Source organism: Halorubrum rutilum (assembly GCF_024494565.1).
In genome coordinates this window covers 1-13,050 of record NZ_JANHDN010000004.1, presented here as the reverse complement: position 1 = coordinate 13,050, position 13,050 = coordinate 1, and the positions used below count along the sequence as shown (strand labels likewise).

Sequence of the window (13,050 nt, the reverse complement as noted above, 5' to 3'; positions counted from 1 at the left end):
GGCCAGCCGGGCCGGGTGTGGCGTGCGGTCGCCCCGCACGCGACGCGGGACCGACGCGGGATCCCCGCGAGCGCGACTCGGGATCCGGCCGGACCAGAGCGGGCCCCTTCAGACCTCGAAGGCGATCGGATACTCCGTGAGGTTCTCGTACCCGTCCTCCGTGACGACCACGAGGTCCTCGATCCGGACGCCGCCGACGTCGGGGTCGTACAGCCCCGGTTCGACGGTGATCACGTGGCCGGGCTCCAGCTCGCCGCCGCCGCTCGCGAGCCGCGGCGACTCGTGGACGTCGAGGCCGATCCCGTGGCCGGTGGAGTGGATGAACCCCGTCTCGGTCTCGGGGTCGGTGCGGAACGTCGGGTGGCCGGCCGCCTCGTACACCTCGCAGGCGGCGGCGTGGACGTCCTCGCCGGTCGCGCCCGGCTCGACCGCGTCGAGCGCGGCGGAGAGCGCGCGCTCGGTGAGGTCGTACCGCTCCCGGAGCGCCGCCGGCGGCTCGCCGACGCAGAACGTCCGGGTCATGTCGGCGTTGTACTTCGTCGCCTTCGACCTGGGAAAGATGTCGACGATGATCGCCTCGTTCGCCCGGAGCGGGCCGGAGCCGCGGTCGTGGGGGTCGGCCGCCCGCGCGCCGCCGGCGACGATCGTCTCGTCGAGCGCGCAGCCGTGCCGGAGCAGCGTCACCTCGATCTCCTCGGCGACGCGCTCGCTGGTGAGCGGCTCGCCTTCCGCGAGCAGGACCCCCGGCTCCGCGTCGGCGTCGCCGTCGGCGGACGCCTCCTCGCCGGCCACGTCCGCGCTCGCGAGCAGCTCCTCGGCGGCGCGCATCGCGGCCTCGTTCGCCCGCTGCGCCTCGCGGATCGCCTCGACCTCCTCGTCGGTCTTCACGGCCCGGACCTCCCCGAGGCGGTCGTCGCCGTCGACCGCGACGTCGACCCCGCGCTCGCGCAACGCGTCGGCGGTGCCGACCGGGCCGCGCGGCGGCATCGACACCGACTCGACGCCCTTGTCGCGCACGAAGTCGGCGTACATGTCGTACCGCTCCTCGCGGCCGCCGTACTCGTAGCCGTAATCGGCGTGACGCTCGACCGCGTCTGCCGTCGACTCGGTCCTCGCCCGCCCGTACTCCAGCCCGGAGACGAGCAGGTGGACCTCGCCGTCGACGTACAGCGTCAGGAACGGGTCCGGGCCGGTGAACCCGGAGAGGTACAGCTGGTTCGCGTCCTCCTGTGACGCGTCGAGCAGGTAGCCGTCGGCGTCGAGGTCGGCGAGCGTCTCGTCGAGGCGTGCGCGGTTCATACGCGAGTTGCTCGGGCGACGCCCAAATCGGTTGCCCTCGCGGGACCGTCGGACCGGAGGCGACGACCGGCCGCGAACCGAGCCGCGCCGCGAGCCGGAACAAGGCATATGCCGCTCGCTCGGGAACGACCGGCCCGCGATGTCGGCGGACGGGCGAACCACCCTCTGGTCGTTCGTGGCCCTCCCCTCCGGCTGGCTCCCGGTCGTCGTCGCCTGCGGGAGCGCCGCCGCCCTCGTCGGGCTGGCGGCGACGTGGGCCGGGCTCGCGGTCGCGGGCGTGTCTCCGGGGGACTCCGAAGTGGCCCGATGGATGGTCGGGGGACCGATATCGGCGGTCGAGGGGACGGTCTGGTTCCTCTTCGACGCCCACTGGGTGCAGACGCGAACGGGGGCGGCCCTGTCGAACCTCGTCATCTACGGTCACCCGCTGATACAGGCCGACGCCGCGCTGTGGCCGCTCCGCGCGGTCGTTGCGGTCGCCGCGCTCGGCGGCGCGGCGGCCGTTCGCTACCTCGGCGTCGACGAGGAGCTGAACGGACTCGTCGCCGGGGCGGCCACCGCGCTGGGATACCTCCCGGCGATGCTCGCGCTGCGCGCCGTCTCCCGCGTGCCGCTCACGCGCCACGCGGCGGGCGGTGTCGCCCCGATATCGGACGCCGACGGCGTCCCCGCGTCGGCGGTGAGCGGCGTCGCCGCCGGGCCGGACCTCGCCGCGGCGCTCGCGCTCGTGACCGCGGTGAGCCTGACCCTCGGGGGCGTGGCCGGCGCCCTCGCCGCGGGGACCGCGTCCGGCGAGTGACCGGAGCGAGCCGCGTCGAGGAAGCGACCGGCGAGAGCCGCGTCCGGTCTCGGCCCCGAGCACGAACCGTTTTGACGCGGCGGCGCCCCGATCCGCGCATGAACCCGTCAGTCGACGCCGACCGCCTCCGGGCGGACCTGGAGGCGAACGCGGCGTTCGGTCGCGTCGAGCACGACGACCCGGAGAAGCGCGGGCGAACGAACCGGACCGGGAGCGAGGCGAACGCGGCCGCCCGGGACCGGCTGGTGGAGCGGCTGGCGGCGGCCGGCCTCGACGTCGCCGTCGACGAGGTCGGGAACGTCCTCGGGACGTGGACCCCCGACTCCGCGGACCCGGCGGCCGCGCCCGTCGTGAGCGGGAGCCACCTCGACAGCGTCCCCGACGGCGGGATCTTCGACGGCCCGCTCGGGGTGTACGCCGCGCTGGAAGCGGTGCGGGCGATGCAGGACGGGGGCGTCCAGCCGGCGCGCCCGATCGGCGTCGTCAGCTTCACCGAGGAGGAGGGGGCCACGTTCGGCGACGGGCTGCTCGGCTCGTCGGCGGCGACCGGCGAGACGGACGCCGAGGCGGCGCTCGCGCGCGAGAGCGACGACGGCGAGACGCTGGGCGAGGCGCTCGACCGGATCGGCTACCGCGGCGACGACGCCATCGACCCCGGGACGTGGGCGGCCTTCTACGAGCTCCACGTCGAGCAGGACACCGTCCTAGAGGAGGCCGGTGCGGACGTCGGCGTGGTGACGACGATCACGGGGATCACTCACTGCGAGGCGACGATCGAGGGGGAGGCGAACCACGCCGGCGCGACCGCGATGGGGGACCGGACCGACGCGCTCGCGGCCGCGAGCGAGTTCGTCCTCGACGTGGAGGCGGCCGCGAACGCGGTCGTCGACGGGTCGAGCGCCTCCGCGGTCGGCACCGTCGGGTCGCTCTCCGTCTCGCCGAACGCGACGAACGTCGTTCCGGGGCGCGTCGACGCCGGCGTCGACGTCCGGGACGTCGAGGCCGAGTCGACGGAGGCCATCGTCTCGGCCGCGCGCGAGTCGCTCGCCCGACTGGAGCGCGAGCGGGGCGTCGAGACCTCGTTCGAGCGCCCCTTCGACGTGCCGCCGACGCACATGAGCGAGCGACTCCGAGAGACGGCTCACGCGGCCGCGAGCGGCGCCGGCCGGACCGCGATCGACCTCCACTCCGGGGCGGCGCACGACGCGATGCGCGTCGCCCGCGTCACCGACGCCGCCCTCCTGTTCGCCCCCTCGCGCGACGGGGTCTCACACAGCCCCCGCGAGTGGACCGACTGGGCGGACTGCGCCGCGGCGACCGAGGTGCTCGCGGGGGCGCTGGCGCGGGTCGCGGTCGACGGGGAGTAGGGACGGTCGAGGTCGGCGGCGCGCAGAGCGGGTCGGAATCGGAGCGCATCGCCCCGCCGTCACAACCGTTTTGCCGGTCGGCCGCGACCGGCCACCGTGAGACGACCTCTCGGGCTCGGCGCCGTCGCCTTCGGCGTCGCCGCCGGCGCGGCGGGCGGACTCGTGACGACGACGGGGGCGCTCGGCGACTGGCCCGACCTGCTCGGCTACCCGGCGACGCTCGTCGTCGGGCGGCTGCTCCTCGTGGTCGCCGTGTTCGGCGTGCTGTACGGGTCGTACGCCCTCGCGGTCCGGCTGCTGATGCGGTCGGCGAACAAGCGCCGGGCGTACAACACGCGCAACCTCCTGCGGCTCGCGTTCGGCTTCGTGGGGACGGTCGCGACGCTCGCGGTGCTGACCGAGAACTGGCTCGGACTCCTCTTCTCGCTCGGCGTCATCGGCTTCGCGGTCACGTTCGCGCTCCAGCAGCCGCTCCTGTCGCTCATCGCGTGGGTGTACATCACGGTGAAACAGCCGTACGGCGTCGGCGACCGCGTGCGGATCGACGACGCGAAGGGAGACGTGATCGGCGTCGACTTCCTCGTGACGACGCTGTGGGAGATCAACGGCGAGCTGGTGACGACGAACCAGCCGTCGGGACGGGTGGTGACGGTGCCGAACAGCGTCGTGCTCTCCTCGAACGTCGTCAACTTCGGCGGGGGCGGCTCCCCGTACGTCTGGAACGAGGTGGCCGTACAGGTCGCCTACGAGACGGACCTCGACTTCGCCCGCGAGGTCATGACCGAGGAGGCGACCGACCTGATCGGCGACGAGATGGCCGCCGGCATCGCGGCGTACCGCGAGGCGCTCGCGGAGACGCCGGTGGAGCTGGAGGTCCGCGACGGCCCGACGGTGAACGTGGCGCAGAAGGAGTCGTGGGTGGAGCTCCGCGTTCGATACCTCACCCATTCGCGTCGGGGGCAGCGCGTGAAGAACCGACTGTACGAGCGGATCCTCGACCGGTTCAACGACGCGCCCGACCGAGTGGCGTTCCCGGTGAGCCGGAACCGGTAGCGCGCGGCGATCTCACCGACCGCGAGCGGGGTCGTGGAGGGTATCAACCGGTGACGCGGTCGGGAGGGTTCCAGTCGGTGACGCGATCGGAACGAGACCGATCGGAAGCGAGCCGCGGAGCCGACACTATTTATATATCGGGGAGAGCTGGCTGCCGTCGCGTCGCTCGTCCGGACGAGGAACCGGAACGCCGTAACCGCCCGGTATCGCGACTGTCGGGGGTATTCACCGAGTCGTATGCTATCTGAACTCACGCTGGATTTATATATGCTGACGACTTACTATTTGTTAACGAATCGGCGCACCCGGCACCAGTATTTCCGTCGGGAGTTCGATCGGAGAGAACCCTATGACAGAAACACGTACGCGCGACTACGGCGGGGAAACGGAGCGAGAGCGAGCGAGCCGAGCGACGGAGACGGAGACGGACGAGTCGGAGTCGACGGCGACGGAGCGGACCACGACCTGCCCCGAGTGCGGCGGGAGCCTCGTCACCGACACCGAGCACGGCGAGACCGTGTGCGACGACTGCGGGCTCGTCGTCGAGCAGGACTCGGTGGACCGCGGGCCGGAGTGGCGCGCGTTCAACTCCGGCGAGCGGGACAGCAAGTCCCGCGTCGGGGCCCCGACGACGAATATGATGCACGACAAGGGGCTCTCGACCAACATCGGCTGGCAGGACAAGGACGCCTACGGGAAGTCGCTGTCGAGCCGCCAGCGGCAAAAGATGCAGCGGCTGCGCACCTGGAACGAGCGGTTCCGCACCCGCGACTCGAAGGAGCGCAACCTCAAGCAGGCGCTCGGCGAGATCGACCGCATGGCGTCGGCGCTCGGCCTCCCGGACAACGTCCGCGAGACCGCCTCGGTCATCTACCGCCGCGCGCTGAGCGAGAACCTCCTGCCCGGCCGCTCGATCGAGGGCGTCGCGACCGCGTCGCTGTACGCGGCCGCCCGGCAGGTGGGGAACCCGCGGAGCCTCGACGAGTTCACCGCGGTCTCCCGCGTCGACAAGATGGAGCTCACGCGGACGTACCGCTACGTCATCCGCGAACTGGGGCTGCGCGTCCAGCCGGCCGACCCGGGGAGCTACGTCCCCCGGTTCGTCTCGCGGCTGGAGCTCTCCGAGGAGACGCAGCGGCTGGCCCGCGAGCTCCTCGACGGCGCGAAGGAGTCGGGTATCACGAGCGGGAAGTCCCCGGTCGGGCTCGCCGCGTCCGCGGTGTACGCGGCCGCGCTCCTCTCGAACGAGAAGGTGACGCAGAGCCAGGTCTCGGAGGTGGCCGACATCAGCGAGGTCACCATCCGGAACCGGTACAAGGAGCTCCTCGAAGCGAGCGAGGGGCTCGCGGCCTGAGGTCCGGCGCTCGCAGCGTCCGCTTTCACCCGCCGCGTCCGTTTTCTTCGCCACGTACGTTTTTACGTCGGCCGCGTGTACGTCCCGCCATGGTCGACGCGTTCGTCAGACTCGTCTGTCCGGAATGTACCAAGGAGTGGCAGGACAACCCCGCGGACCTCCAGGACCTCCGCTCGAACTTCAGCTGTCCCGGATGCCACGCGACCCGCCGGCTGACGGAGTTCATGCGGACCGAGCGCGACCTCGAAGCCGTCAAGCAGTTCCAGTGAACCGCGGCGGCGGCCGTCCCGCCGTGCTCGACCTCGCCGCGCTCTCGAACCTTCCCGATCGATAACCCGAAAAGGCCGATCTACGACCCGAAAACGCCGAATACGCGGGGAACCCATGGTAACGTGACTCAAGATAATAATATAAACCTCCGGTAGCAAAGGGCTGTTACTCATGAAGAAGCAGGAGCTCATTCATCTTCACGGCCTTCTCGCGGAGGTACGAAAACAGTGCGAGTTCTGGGACGAGGACATCGATCTGGACGCGTACGAGGAACTGGGCGTCAAACCGACATCGATTCACAAATCGAAGACAGACCACAAGGCGGCCGTTTTCAAGCTGACTGAAGGCATCACCGAGCCGATGGACGAGTCCGAGTCGGAGCCGCTGGCCCCGACCGCGGACTGAGAGTTCGCCTCCGTTCTCGACCGTTCGTCGCCTCCGTAGTGACGACGCCGTGTCCGGCACCGACGTTCCGATTCCGGCGTCGCTCCGTCCCGGTCGGACGGTCCCGGCGGAGGCGGCCGGTCAGCGTTCGTCGGTCGACACCGAGTCGGAGTCGGTCACGCCCTCGGACTCGTCGTCGGCCTCGATCTCCTCGACGTCGAGCACCTTCAGCGGGATGTTCCGGAGGCGCTGTCCGATCTCCTTCCGCGCGACGCGGCTGGCGTGTTCGGCGCGCTCGACGTTGAACACGTCCATGCGGAGTTCGAGGGCGACGAGCGCCTCGTCGGCGGCCACGAACGCCGGGGGCAGCTCCTCGCCCGCGGGCGACGCGCGGCTTCCGGTGTCGATCTCGACGTAACTGAGGTCCGGATTCAGCATCTCGCCGGTCTTCGAGATCGCGATCCGCACGGCTTCGTCGGCGGTCCCGACGTCGTACACGGGGACGGCGGCCTCCACGACGACTCGGCAGTCCATCTCGGTGGCGTGTACCGCACGAACGAGTATGAAGGTTCGGCCGACAGGTCGCCTCGTCGAAACGACGGCGCGACGGTCGCGGACACGGACGCGGGCCCTGACTCACTCGCCGCCGGCTCGGAGGTAGTAGAACACGTACGTCTGGGCGTAGCCGGCGAACTCGCCGCCGAAGCGCTCGCGGATCGCGCGCGACGTCTCGGCGTAGTTCCCGCGCTCGCAGTCGGGGTAGTACTCCTCGATCGTCGTCCGGATCCAGGTGTCGAGCGGGACCGCCTGTAAGAAGCCGAGCGAGAACAGCAGCACGCAGTCCGCGACCTTGTCGCCGACGCCGACGAACCGGGTCAGCGACTCGCGCGCCTCCTCGTACGGCAGGTCCGCGGCCGCGAGCGGGTCGGCCTCGCCCGACGCGACCATCTCGGCCGTCCGCTGGACGTACGGCGCGCGGTAGCCCAGCGAGAGGTCCCGGAGTTCGTCCTCGGTCCGGGCGGCGAGCTGCTCCGGCGTCGGGAACGCGTGGTACGCCTCGCCGTCCAGCTCGACGACGTCGCCGTACGTCTCCCGGAGGCGACGCTGCATGCCGTGGATCCGCGCGACGCGCATCTGCGCCGAGCAGATGAAGGAGATCAGACACGGGAACGTCGGGTCGCGGGTGAGCCGCATCCCCTCGTACGCGTCGTACGCCCGTTCGAGGAGGGGGAGGTCCGGCGTCGCGCCCAGGATCGCGTCGAGGTCGTCGTCGAGCCGGAACAGGTGTTCGAGGATCGGGACGGCGTCGACCGTCGACTCCCAGTGGAGGGTCCCGTCGCGGACGCCGCCCTCCTGCCTGACGCGCAGGGGAATGCGTTCCTCGACGAGGTCGGGGATCGGCGCGACGACGGTCTCGTACCACTCGTCGCCGCCGTGGGCGTGGAGGTCCGCGTAGGTCTCCCCGTCGGCGCGGTTCCAGAGGTAGCTCTGGCCGCTCTCGGCGGTCGCCTGCAGGTCGAACGGGCCGGCCAGGTCCGCGACGTCGATCGCGCCTCGTTCCATTACGGATTCGGTGGGGTCACAGCCGTATTCCGATTTCGGTATCGGCGGGTCGAGACGGGGTCGACGGGTCGCGCGCTTCCGCTTCGGTCCGCCCCGCGAGCCGAGCCGAGACCGAACCGCCGGCAACGTCCGCGGGCGAAGGGGGGTTTTTGCCCGGTCGTCACCTAAGGGCAGTATGCCGACGTACCGCCGGACGACCCGCGTGCCCGCCCCCATCGACGACGTGTGGGCGTTTCACTCCACGATCGACGGCCTCCGGGCGCTCACGCCGGACTGGATGAACCTCCGCGTCGCCGGCGTCGAGGGACCGGACGGGGAGCCGGACCCGGCGGTGCTCGCCGAGGGGTCGCGGATCCGGATGTCGATGCGACCGTTCGGCGTCGGCCCGCGCCAGCGGTGGGTCTCGCGGATCACGGAGCGGACGCCCGACGGCGACGCGCCGGTCGAAGAGAGCGCGCGCTTCGTCGACGACATGGTCGGCGGGCCCTTCCGGCGGTGGGAACACACGCACGCCTTCTACGCCGACGGCGAGGAGACGCTCCTCGTCGACACCGTCTCGTACCGGCTGCCGCTCGGGCCGCTCGGTGACCTCGCCGGGCCGTTCGCGAAGGTCGGGTTCGAGGGGATGTTCCGCGACCGACACCGGCGGACGGTCGACCGGTTCGAGTCGTAGCGGGTCCGAGGCGGGACGCGGCGGGGTCGGTCGGACCGGCGCGGTCGAGCCGGTCAGGCCGGCGCGGTCACCGGCTCCGTCTCGACCGAGAGCTCGAACACCGCGCCGCCGTCGTTGCGGACGTCGAGTCCCCAGCCGTGAGCGTCGGCGATCCGGTCGACGATCGCGAGCCCGAGGCCGGAGCTCCCCGCGGTCGAGAACCCCGACTCGAACAGGGAGTCGCGCGCGTCCGGCGGGATCCCCGGCCCGTCGTCCGCGACGTACAGCTCCCGGACGCCCGAGCGATCGTCCTCGACCCCGACCTCGATACTGACTCCCCGCCCGCCGTGGTCGACCGCGTTTCGGAAGAGGTTCTCGAACAGCTGTCGGAGGCGGCTCGGGTCGGCCTCCACGCGGGCGGCGTCGTCCGCGACCGTCAGCGTCGCGTCCGGCGCTCGGACGGAGCTCCAGGCGTCCTCGGCGACCGCTGCGACCGGGACGGGCTCCGTCTCGTCGATCGCGTCGCCGCGCCTCGCCAGCATGAGGAGGTCGTCGATGAGCGTCTCCATCCGGAGCACCGCGCGCTCCATCGCCTCGTACTTCGGGCGCTCCACGTCGTCCGCGACGAGGTCGAGGTAGCCGGAGAAGACGTTGAGCGGGTTCCGGAGGTCGTGCGAGACCACCGCGCTGAACTGTTCGAGGCGCTCCGTCTGGCGGCGGAGTTCGAGCCGGCGCTCGTTCCGCGCGACGGTGTGGGCGATCAGGTCGCCGAAGGTGCGGTACGCCGCGACCTCCTCCGCGGTCCACGCGCGCGGGTCGTCGGTCTCGAACGCGAGGACGCCGATCAGCTCCCAGTCGGAGACGAGGGGCACGTGGACCGTCGCCGACGTGGACCCGGCGTCCGCGTCGCCGTCGCCGGCTCCCTGGGCGGGCGCACTTCCCCCTCCGTCTGCTCCGACGGATGCACTTCCCCCTCCGTCTGCTCCGACGGGGGCGCTTCTCTCGTCGGCCTCCCCGTCCCGGACCGGGGGACGGACGACGTTCTCGAACGTGGAGAGCGCCTCCGGGTCGGGGAACGTCTCGAACGGCTTCGGATCGGGGTCACACCCGTCCGAGGACCAGTGGTACGCCGGCTCGAACGCGCCGTCTTCCTCCAGGTAACAGACGATCCGGTCGACCGCGACCTGTCGTCCGACGTTCTCCATCGTCCAGACGACCTTCGTCTCGACCTCGTCCGACCGCGTGCTCATCAGGGTGGTCCCCGCGTCCAGCAGCACCTCGCGAAGCCGCGCGACGTCGTCGCCGCCGAGCCGCGTCAGCGCGGGATCGATCGCGTCCCGCAGGCGCTCGACGAGGGGACCTGCCGCGTCGTCGTCACGGTCCGGCGCCGCGTCGCCGTCGCTGTCCGGCGCCGCGTCGTCGGATTCGACGGCGACGACGTCGTCCGCGTCGGCGGTGAGCAGGGCGCGGATCGTCTCGGTCTCCGCCTCCTCGACGGCGACGAGGACGGGGACGGTCTCGGGCGTCGCGGCGACGTGGCGCCGCGTCGGCTCCGACGCGAGGGCGTCGGCGGCGACGACGACCCCGCAGGCGTCGCTCAGCGGGGACGGGACCTCCGTCGTCGCCTCCGAGAACGCCGCCGGCGAGACCGCCTCGTACCCCGGCGAAGGGGAATCGCTCCACGCGGCCGCCACCGCGTCGCGGACGCGGTCGCGCAGGTCCGTGTCGCCGCCCACGTAGGCGACGACGGAACGGCGGTGCATACGGGGAGGTCACGGTGACCACATTTCAACGTTAACGCCCGAATATCGGCCGTGAGAACGTCAGCTCGCCGTACCCGTCGACGTCAGCGCGATTCCGGCGAGGACGACGCCGCCGCCGACGAGCGTGACGGGCGTCGGCACCTCGGCGAGGAAGACGAACGCGAGCAGCGTCGCGCCGACCGGTTCGCCGAGCAGCGACACGGACGCGACGCTCGATTCGACGTGTGCGAGCGTCCAGTTGAGGACGGTGTGGCCGAGCAGTCCCGGACCGAGCGCGAGCCCCGCGAAGAGCGCCCACTCCCGGGACGGATACCCGGCGAGCGGGTGGCCCTGGAGCAGGACGACGGCGAGGAGCGAGACGGTACAGACCCCGTAGACGACGACCACGTACGGGACGAGCGAGACCCGCTGCCGGAGCGAGCGACCGGCGAGGACGTAGCCGGCCGCCGTCACGGCGCCGACCAGCGCGAGCCCGTTCCCGTAGAGCGGCCGGGGGCCGACGAGCACTCCGCCGAGGAAGTCGCCGAGGGACATCCCGACCATCCCCGCGACGGCGACCGCGATGCCGACGGCCATCCGGCGCGTCACGCGCTCTCGGAGGAGCAGCCACGCGCCGAGCGCGACGAACACCGGCTGGGCCTGAACGAGGGTGACGCTCGCCGCGACGCTCGTCCACTCCAGGCTCTCGAACCAGGCGGCGAAGTGGAGCGCGAGCGCGACGCCCGACAGCGCCGCGAACGCGAGGTCGCGGTGCCGGACGCGGGCGAACTCGGCGCGATACCGCCAGAGCGCGACCGGGAGGAGCGGCAGCGTCGTGAACAGGACGCGGTAGAACGCGGCCACCGAGCTCGGGGCCTCGCTGAGCCTGACGAGGATCGCCCCGGCGCTCACGGCGACGACCGCGAGCGCGAGGGCGGCGGCCGGCGGGACCCGCGGATCGGTCGACATCGACACGGCGGGGGTTCCGGCCGGCACCGCTTACCGGTTTCGGGACGGCGCGGCGCGCCCGACCGCCTCCCGACGGTGATTTGCGACTCCGGACCGAACGTCGGCGCATGTGCGCAGACACGTTCGGCGTGGGGATCCGCCTCACCGAGGAGGAGCTCCGGGTCGTCGTCCGCGTCCCGTCGGACGTCGACTCCGGGTGGACCGACCCCGAGGCGTTCCAGTCCCTCGTCGCCGAGACCGTCTGGGACCGCCTGGACCAGCGAGCCGTCCTCGGGGCCGTCGCCGACCGGTTCGAGGCGGGGGCGACGGTCACGCTCGGGACGGTCACGCTCGAACCGGACGGCACCGTCGTCTCACACGACCTCGACGCGCCGGGGACGGAGTAGGGCGGACGGAGTGGCGGTCAACCGGTCAGTCGTCGTCGGCCGTCATCGACTCGCCGTCCGCGTCGGGCTCCTCCGACGACGTCGCGAGGGCGGCGCCGACTACCCACATCCGGTCGGGATCGTAGGCGGTGAGGTCGTACCGCGTCGATCCGACGGTCTCGCCCCACGTGTCGAGCACGTCGAGCCGGACCAGCCCCGACAGCGTCGCGCCGAGCGTTCTCGGCGTCGTCTCCGGGTCGGAGAGTGCGGCGTGCACCTGTTTTGACTGCGGGTAGTTCCGCGTGCAGCGCTCGATTCCGTCGCGCGCCTCCGCCCAGTGGCGACGCACGTATCCGAACGTCGTCGGATCGTCGCGTCGCAGTCGATCGACGGTCCCGGTGACCGGGTGATCGACGGGCTCCGAGACGTCGGTCGGATCAAACAGCGATCGGACGTCCGCGGCCGTCTCGGGACCGTACGAGCAGCCGACGACGACCTCGGCGACGTCGGTGAGGCTCCCCAGCGCCGCGACGAGCGACCGTGTCGCGTCGAGGCCCCGGTCGACGAGCACCGGAGCGACGTCGTCGACGACGACGGACGGCGCCTCCCCATCGACGTCGACGACGTGCGCCGAAACGGCGTCCGCCACGCGGTCGAGGGGCGCGGACTCGTCGAGCGTCGTGTACGCGAGCCGCCGACTCGGGACGACCTGCGTCGTTCCGACCGCTCCGCGGGTGGTGTCGCTCGCGGCGACGATCGCCTCTCGCGCCGGACCGGGCCCGGGCGAACCGCGCCGGCCGCGTCGCCACTCCTCGATTCCGGTGTCGAACAGCACGGAGACCACCCGCTCCGGCGACGGCCCCTCGCGAACCGGCGGTCGTCCCGCCGCGGACAGTCGCACCGTGACCTCGCGGTCGGAATCCGTCGGAGCGGCCATCGATACCGTTAGCTTCAGCGACAAAATTGATAAACTTACGGGTGGACCTCTCAATATTGAAATTCGCTCGCGTTTCGACCGCGCGGTCGAAACGCGGTGCGGCCGCTCGGTGTCGTCGCGGGACCCCGCAGAGCGGTGTCTACGAGCGGATGAGAGTGTGGAAAAAGTGGGTGGGGCGATCGCCCCGGTATGAATGGGCAGGCGGCGACCCGCGGTTCCCAGAGGATCGCTCACTCCAGTACTTCCCGGTACGCTGGCGGGCTTAACTTCCGTGTTCGGAATGGGTACGGGTGTTC

At 71.7% G+C, this 13,050-nt stretch carries 14 protein-coding genes and 1 rRNA gene; 8 read left to right on the top strand and 7 right to left on the bottom strand.

Features of this window, described 5'->3' with window-relative positions; all coding sequences use genetic code 11:
• Positions 1-108: 108 nt before the first annotated feature.
• Positions 109-1,299 carry a M24 family metallopeptidase gene (locus tag NO900_RS09185; protein WP_256408926.1) on the bottom strand — a complete coding sequence of 397 codons (1,191 nt, stop codon included), beginning with the start codon at positions 1,297-1,299 and terminating at the stop codon, positions 109-111.
• 139 nt (positions 1,300-1,438) lie between these two features.
• Here NO900_RS09185 and NO900_RS09180 point away from each other — a divergent pair, with 139 nt between their 5' ends.
• The 6 genes from NO900_RS09180 (at position 1,439) to NO900_RS09155 (ending at position 6,547) form a co-directional block, all read left to right on the top strand.
• Positions 1,439-2,098, top strand: a complete 660-nt coding sequence (locus NO900_RS09180) for a DUF7978 family protein (RefSeq protein WP_256408925.1) — start codon at positions 1,439-1,441, stop codon at positions 2,096-2,098.
• Positions 2,099-2,196: 98 nt separating this feature from the next.
• Positions 2,197-3,465: a Zn-dependent hydrolase gene (locus NO900_RS09175; protein WP_256408924.1), complete on the top strand. Its 1,269-nt coding sequence runs from the start codon at positions 2,197-2,199 to the stop codon at positions 3,463-3,465.
• Positions 3,466-3,561: 96 nt separating this feature from the next.
• A complete protein-coding gene (locus NO900_RS09170; protein WP_256408923.1) occupies positions 3,562-4,518 on the top strand; it encodes a mechanosensitive ion channel family protein in 957 nt (318 codons plus the stop codon).
• A 349-nt stretch (positions 4,519-4,867) separates the two neighbouring features.
• Entirely contained in the window at positions 4,868-5,872 is a 1,005-nt protein-coding gene (locus NO900_RS09165) for a transcription initiation factor IIB (protein WP_256408922.1), read from the top strand.
• An 89-nt stretch (positions 5,873-5,961) separates the two neighbouring features.
• Positions 5,962-6,141, top strand: a complete 180-nt coding sequence (locus NO900_RS09160; protein WP_092566064.1) for a DUF7836 family putative zinc-binding protein — start codon at positions 5,962-5,964, stop codon at positions 6,139-6,141.
• A gap of 172 nt (positions 6,142-6,313) precedes the next feature.
• Entirely contained in the window at positions 6,314-6,547 is a 234-nt protein-coding gene (locus tag NO900_RS09155) for a UPF0058 family protein (RefSeq protein WP_008849848.1), read from the top strand.
• A 120-nt stretch (positions 6,548-6,667) separates the two neighbouring features.
• Here the strand turns inward: NO900_RS09155 and NO900_RS09150 are convergent, their stop codons facing one another.
• Both NO900_RS09150 and NO900_RS09145 read right to left on the bottom strand, forming a co-directional pair.
• A complete protein-coding gene (locus tag NO900_RS09150; RefSeq protein ID WP_256408921.1) occupies positions 6,668-7,060 on the bottom strand; it encodes a DUF555 domain-containing protein in 393 nt (130 codons plus the stop codon).
• 102 nt (positions 7,061-7,162) lie between these two features.
• Complete coding sequence (locus NO900_RS09145) at positions 7,163-8,089, bottom strand: DNA-3-methyladenine glycosylase family protein (protein ID WP_256408920.1); 927 nt, start codon at positions 8,087-8,089, stop codon at positions 7,163-7,165.
• A 175-nt stretch (positions 8,090-8,264) separates the two neighbouring features.
• On the opposite strand from NO900_RS09145, the gene NO900_RS09140 reads away from it, so the two are divergent.
• On the top strand, positions 8,265-8,762 hold the full coding sequence (locus NO900_RS09140; protein WP_256408919.1) for an SRPBCC family protein: 498 nt from the start codon (positions 8,265-8,267) through the stop codon (positions 8,760-8,762).
• A gap of 53 nt (positions 8,763-8,815) precedes the next feature.
• Here NO900_RS09140 and NO900_RS09135 read toward each other — a convergent pair whose 3' ends face one another.
• A complete protein-coding gene (locus NO900_RS09135) occupies positions 8,816-10,504 on the bottom strand; it encodes a sensor histidine kinase (protein ID WP_256408918.1) in 1,689 nt (562 codons plus the stop codon).
• Positions 10,505-10,564: 60 nt separating this feature from the next.
• The gene (locus NO900_RS09130; protein WP_256408917.1) at positions 10,565-11,452 is read right to left on the bottom strand and encodes a DMT family transporter; all 888 of its coding nucleotides are present in this window, start codon (positions 11,450-11,452) and stop codon (positions 10,565-10,567) included.
• Positions 11,453-11,559: 107 nt separating this feature from the next.
• Here NO900_RS09130 and NO900_RS09125 point away from each other — a divergent pair, with 107 nt between their 5' ends.
• Positions 11,560-11,838: a DUF8124 family protein gene (locus NO900_RS09125; protein WP_256408916.1), complete on the top strand. Its 279-nt coding sequence runs from the start codon at positions 11,560-11,562 to the stop codon at positions 11,836-11,838.
• Positions 11,839-11,863: 25 nt separating this feature from the next.
• On the opposite strand, the gene NO900_RS09120 is transcribed toward NO900_RS09125, so the two are convergent.
• A complete protein-coding gene (locus NO900_RS09120) occupies positions 11,864-12,754 on the bottom strand; it encodes a hypothetical protein (protein WP_256408915.1) in 891 nt (296 codons plus the stop codon).
• 196 nt (positions 12,755-12,950) lie between these two features.
• Positions 12,951-13,050: ribosomal RNA gene (rrf, locus tag NO900_RS09115) — 5S ribosomal RNA — on the bottom strand; the annotation flags it as partial.

Bases quoted from the DNA above. Each gene is read 5' to 3' on its own strand.
- NO900_RS09185 (WP_256408926.1), bottom strand. From the start codon at position 1,299: ATGAACCGCGCACGCCTCGACGAGACGCTCGCCGACCTCGACGCCGAC.
- NO900_RS09180 (WP_256408925.1), top strand. From the start codon at position 1,439: ATGTCGGCGGACGGGCGAACCACCCTCTGGTCGTTCGTGGCCCTCCCC.
- NO900_RS09175 (WP_256408924.1), top strand. From the start codon at position 2,197: ATGAACCCGTCAGTCGACGCCGACCGCCTCCGGGCGGACCTGGAGGCG.
- NO900_RS09165 (WP_256408922.1), top strand. From the start codon at position 4,868: ATGACAGAAACACGTACGCGCGACTACGGCGGGGAAACGGAGCGAGAG.
- NO900_RS09160 (WP_092566064.1), top strand. From the start codon at position 5,962: ATGGTCGACGCGTTCGTCAGACTCGTCTGTCCGGAATGTACCAAGGAG.
- NO900_RS09155 (WP_008849848.1), top strand. From the start codon at position 6,314: ATGAAGAAGCAGGAGCTCATTCATCTTCACGGCCTTCTCGCGGAGGTA.
- NO900_RS09150 (WP_256408921.1), bottom strand. From the start codon at position 7,060: ATGGACTGCCGAGTCGTCGTGGAGGCCGCCGTCCCCGTGTACGACGTC.
- NO900_RS09145 (WP_256408920.1), bottom strand. From the start codon at position 8,089: ATGGAACGAGGCGCGATCGACGTCGCGGACCTGGCCGGCCCGTTCGAC.
- NO900_RS09140 (WP_256408919.1), top strand. From the start codon at position 8,265: ATGCCGACGTACCGCCGGACGACCCGCGTGCCCGCCCCCATCGACGAC.
- NO900_RS09135 (WP_256408918.1), bottom strand. From the start codon at position 10,504: ATGCACCGCCGTTCCGTCGTCGCCTACGTGGGCGGCGACACGGACCTG.
- NO900_RS09130 (WP_256408917.1), bottom strand. From the start codon at position 11,452: ATGTCGACCGATCCGCGGGTCCCGCCGGCCGCCGCCCTCGCGCTCGCG.
- NO900_RS09125 (WP_256408916.1), top strand. From the start codon at position 11,560: ATGTGCGCAGACACGTTCGGCGTGGGGATCCGCCTCACCGAGGAGGAG.
- NO900_RS09120 (WP_256408915.1), bottom strand. From the start codon at position 12,754: ATGGCCGCTCCGACGGATTCCGACCGCGAGGTCACGGTGCGACTGTCC.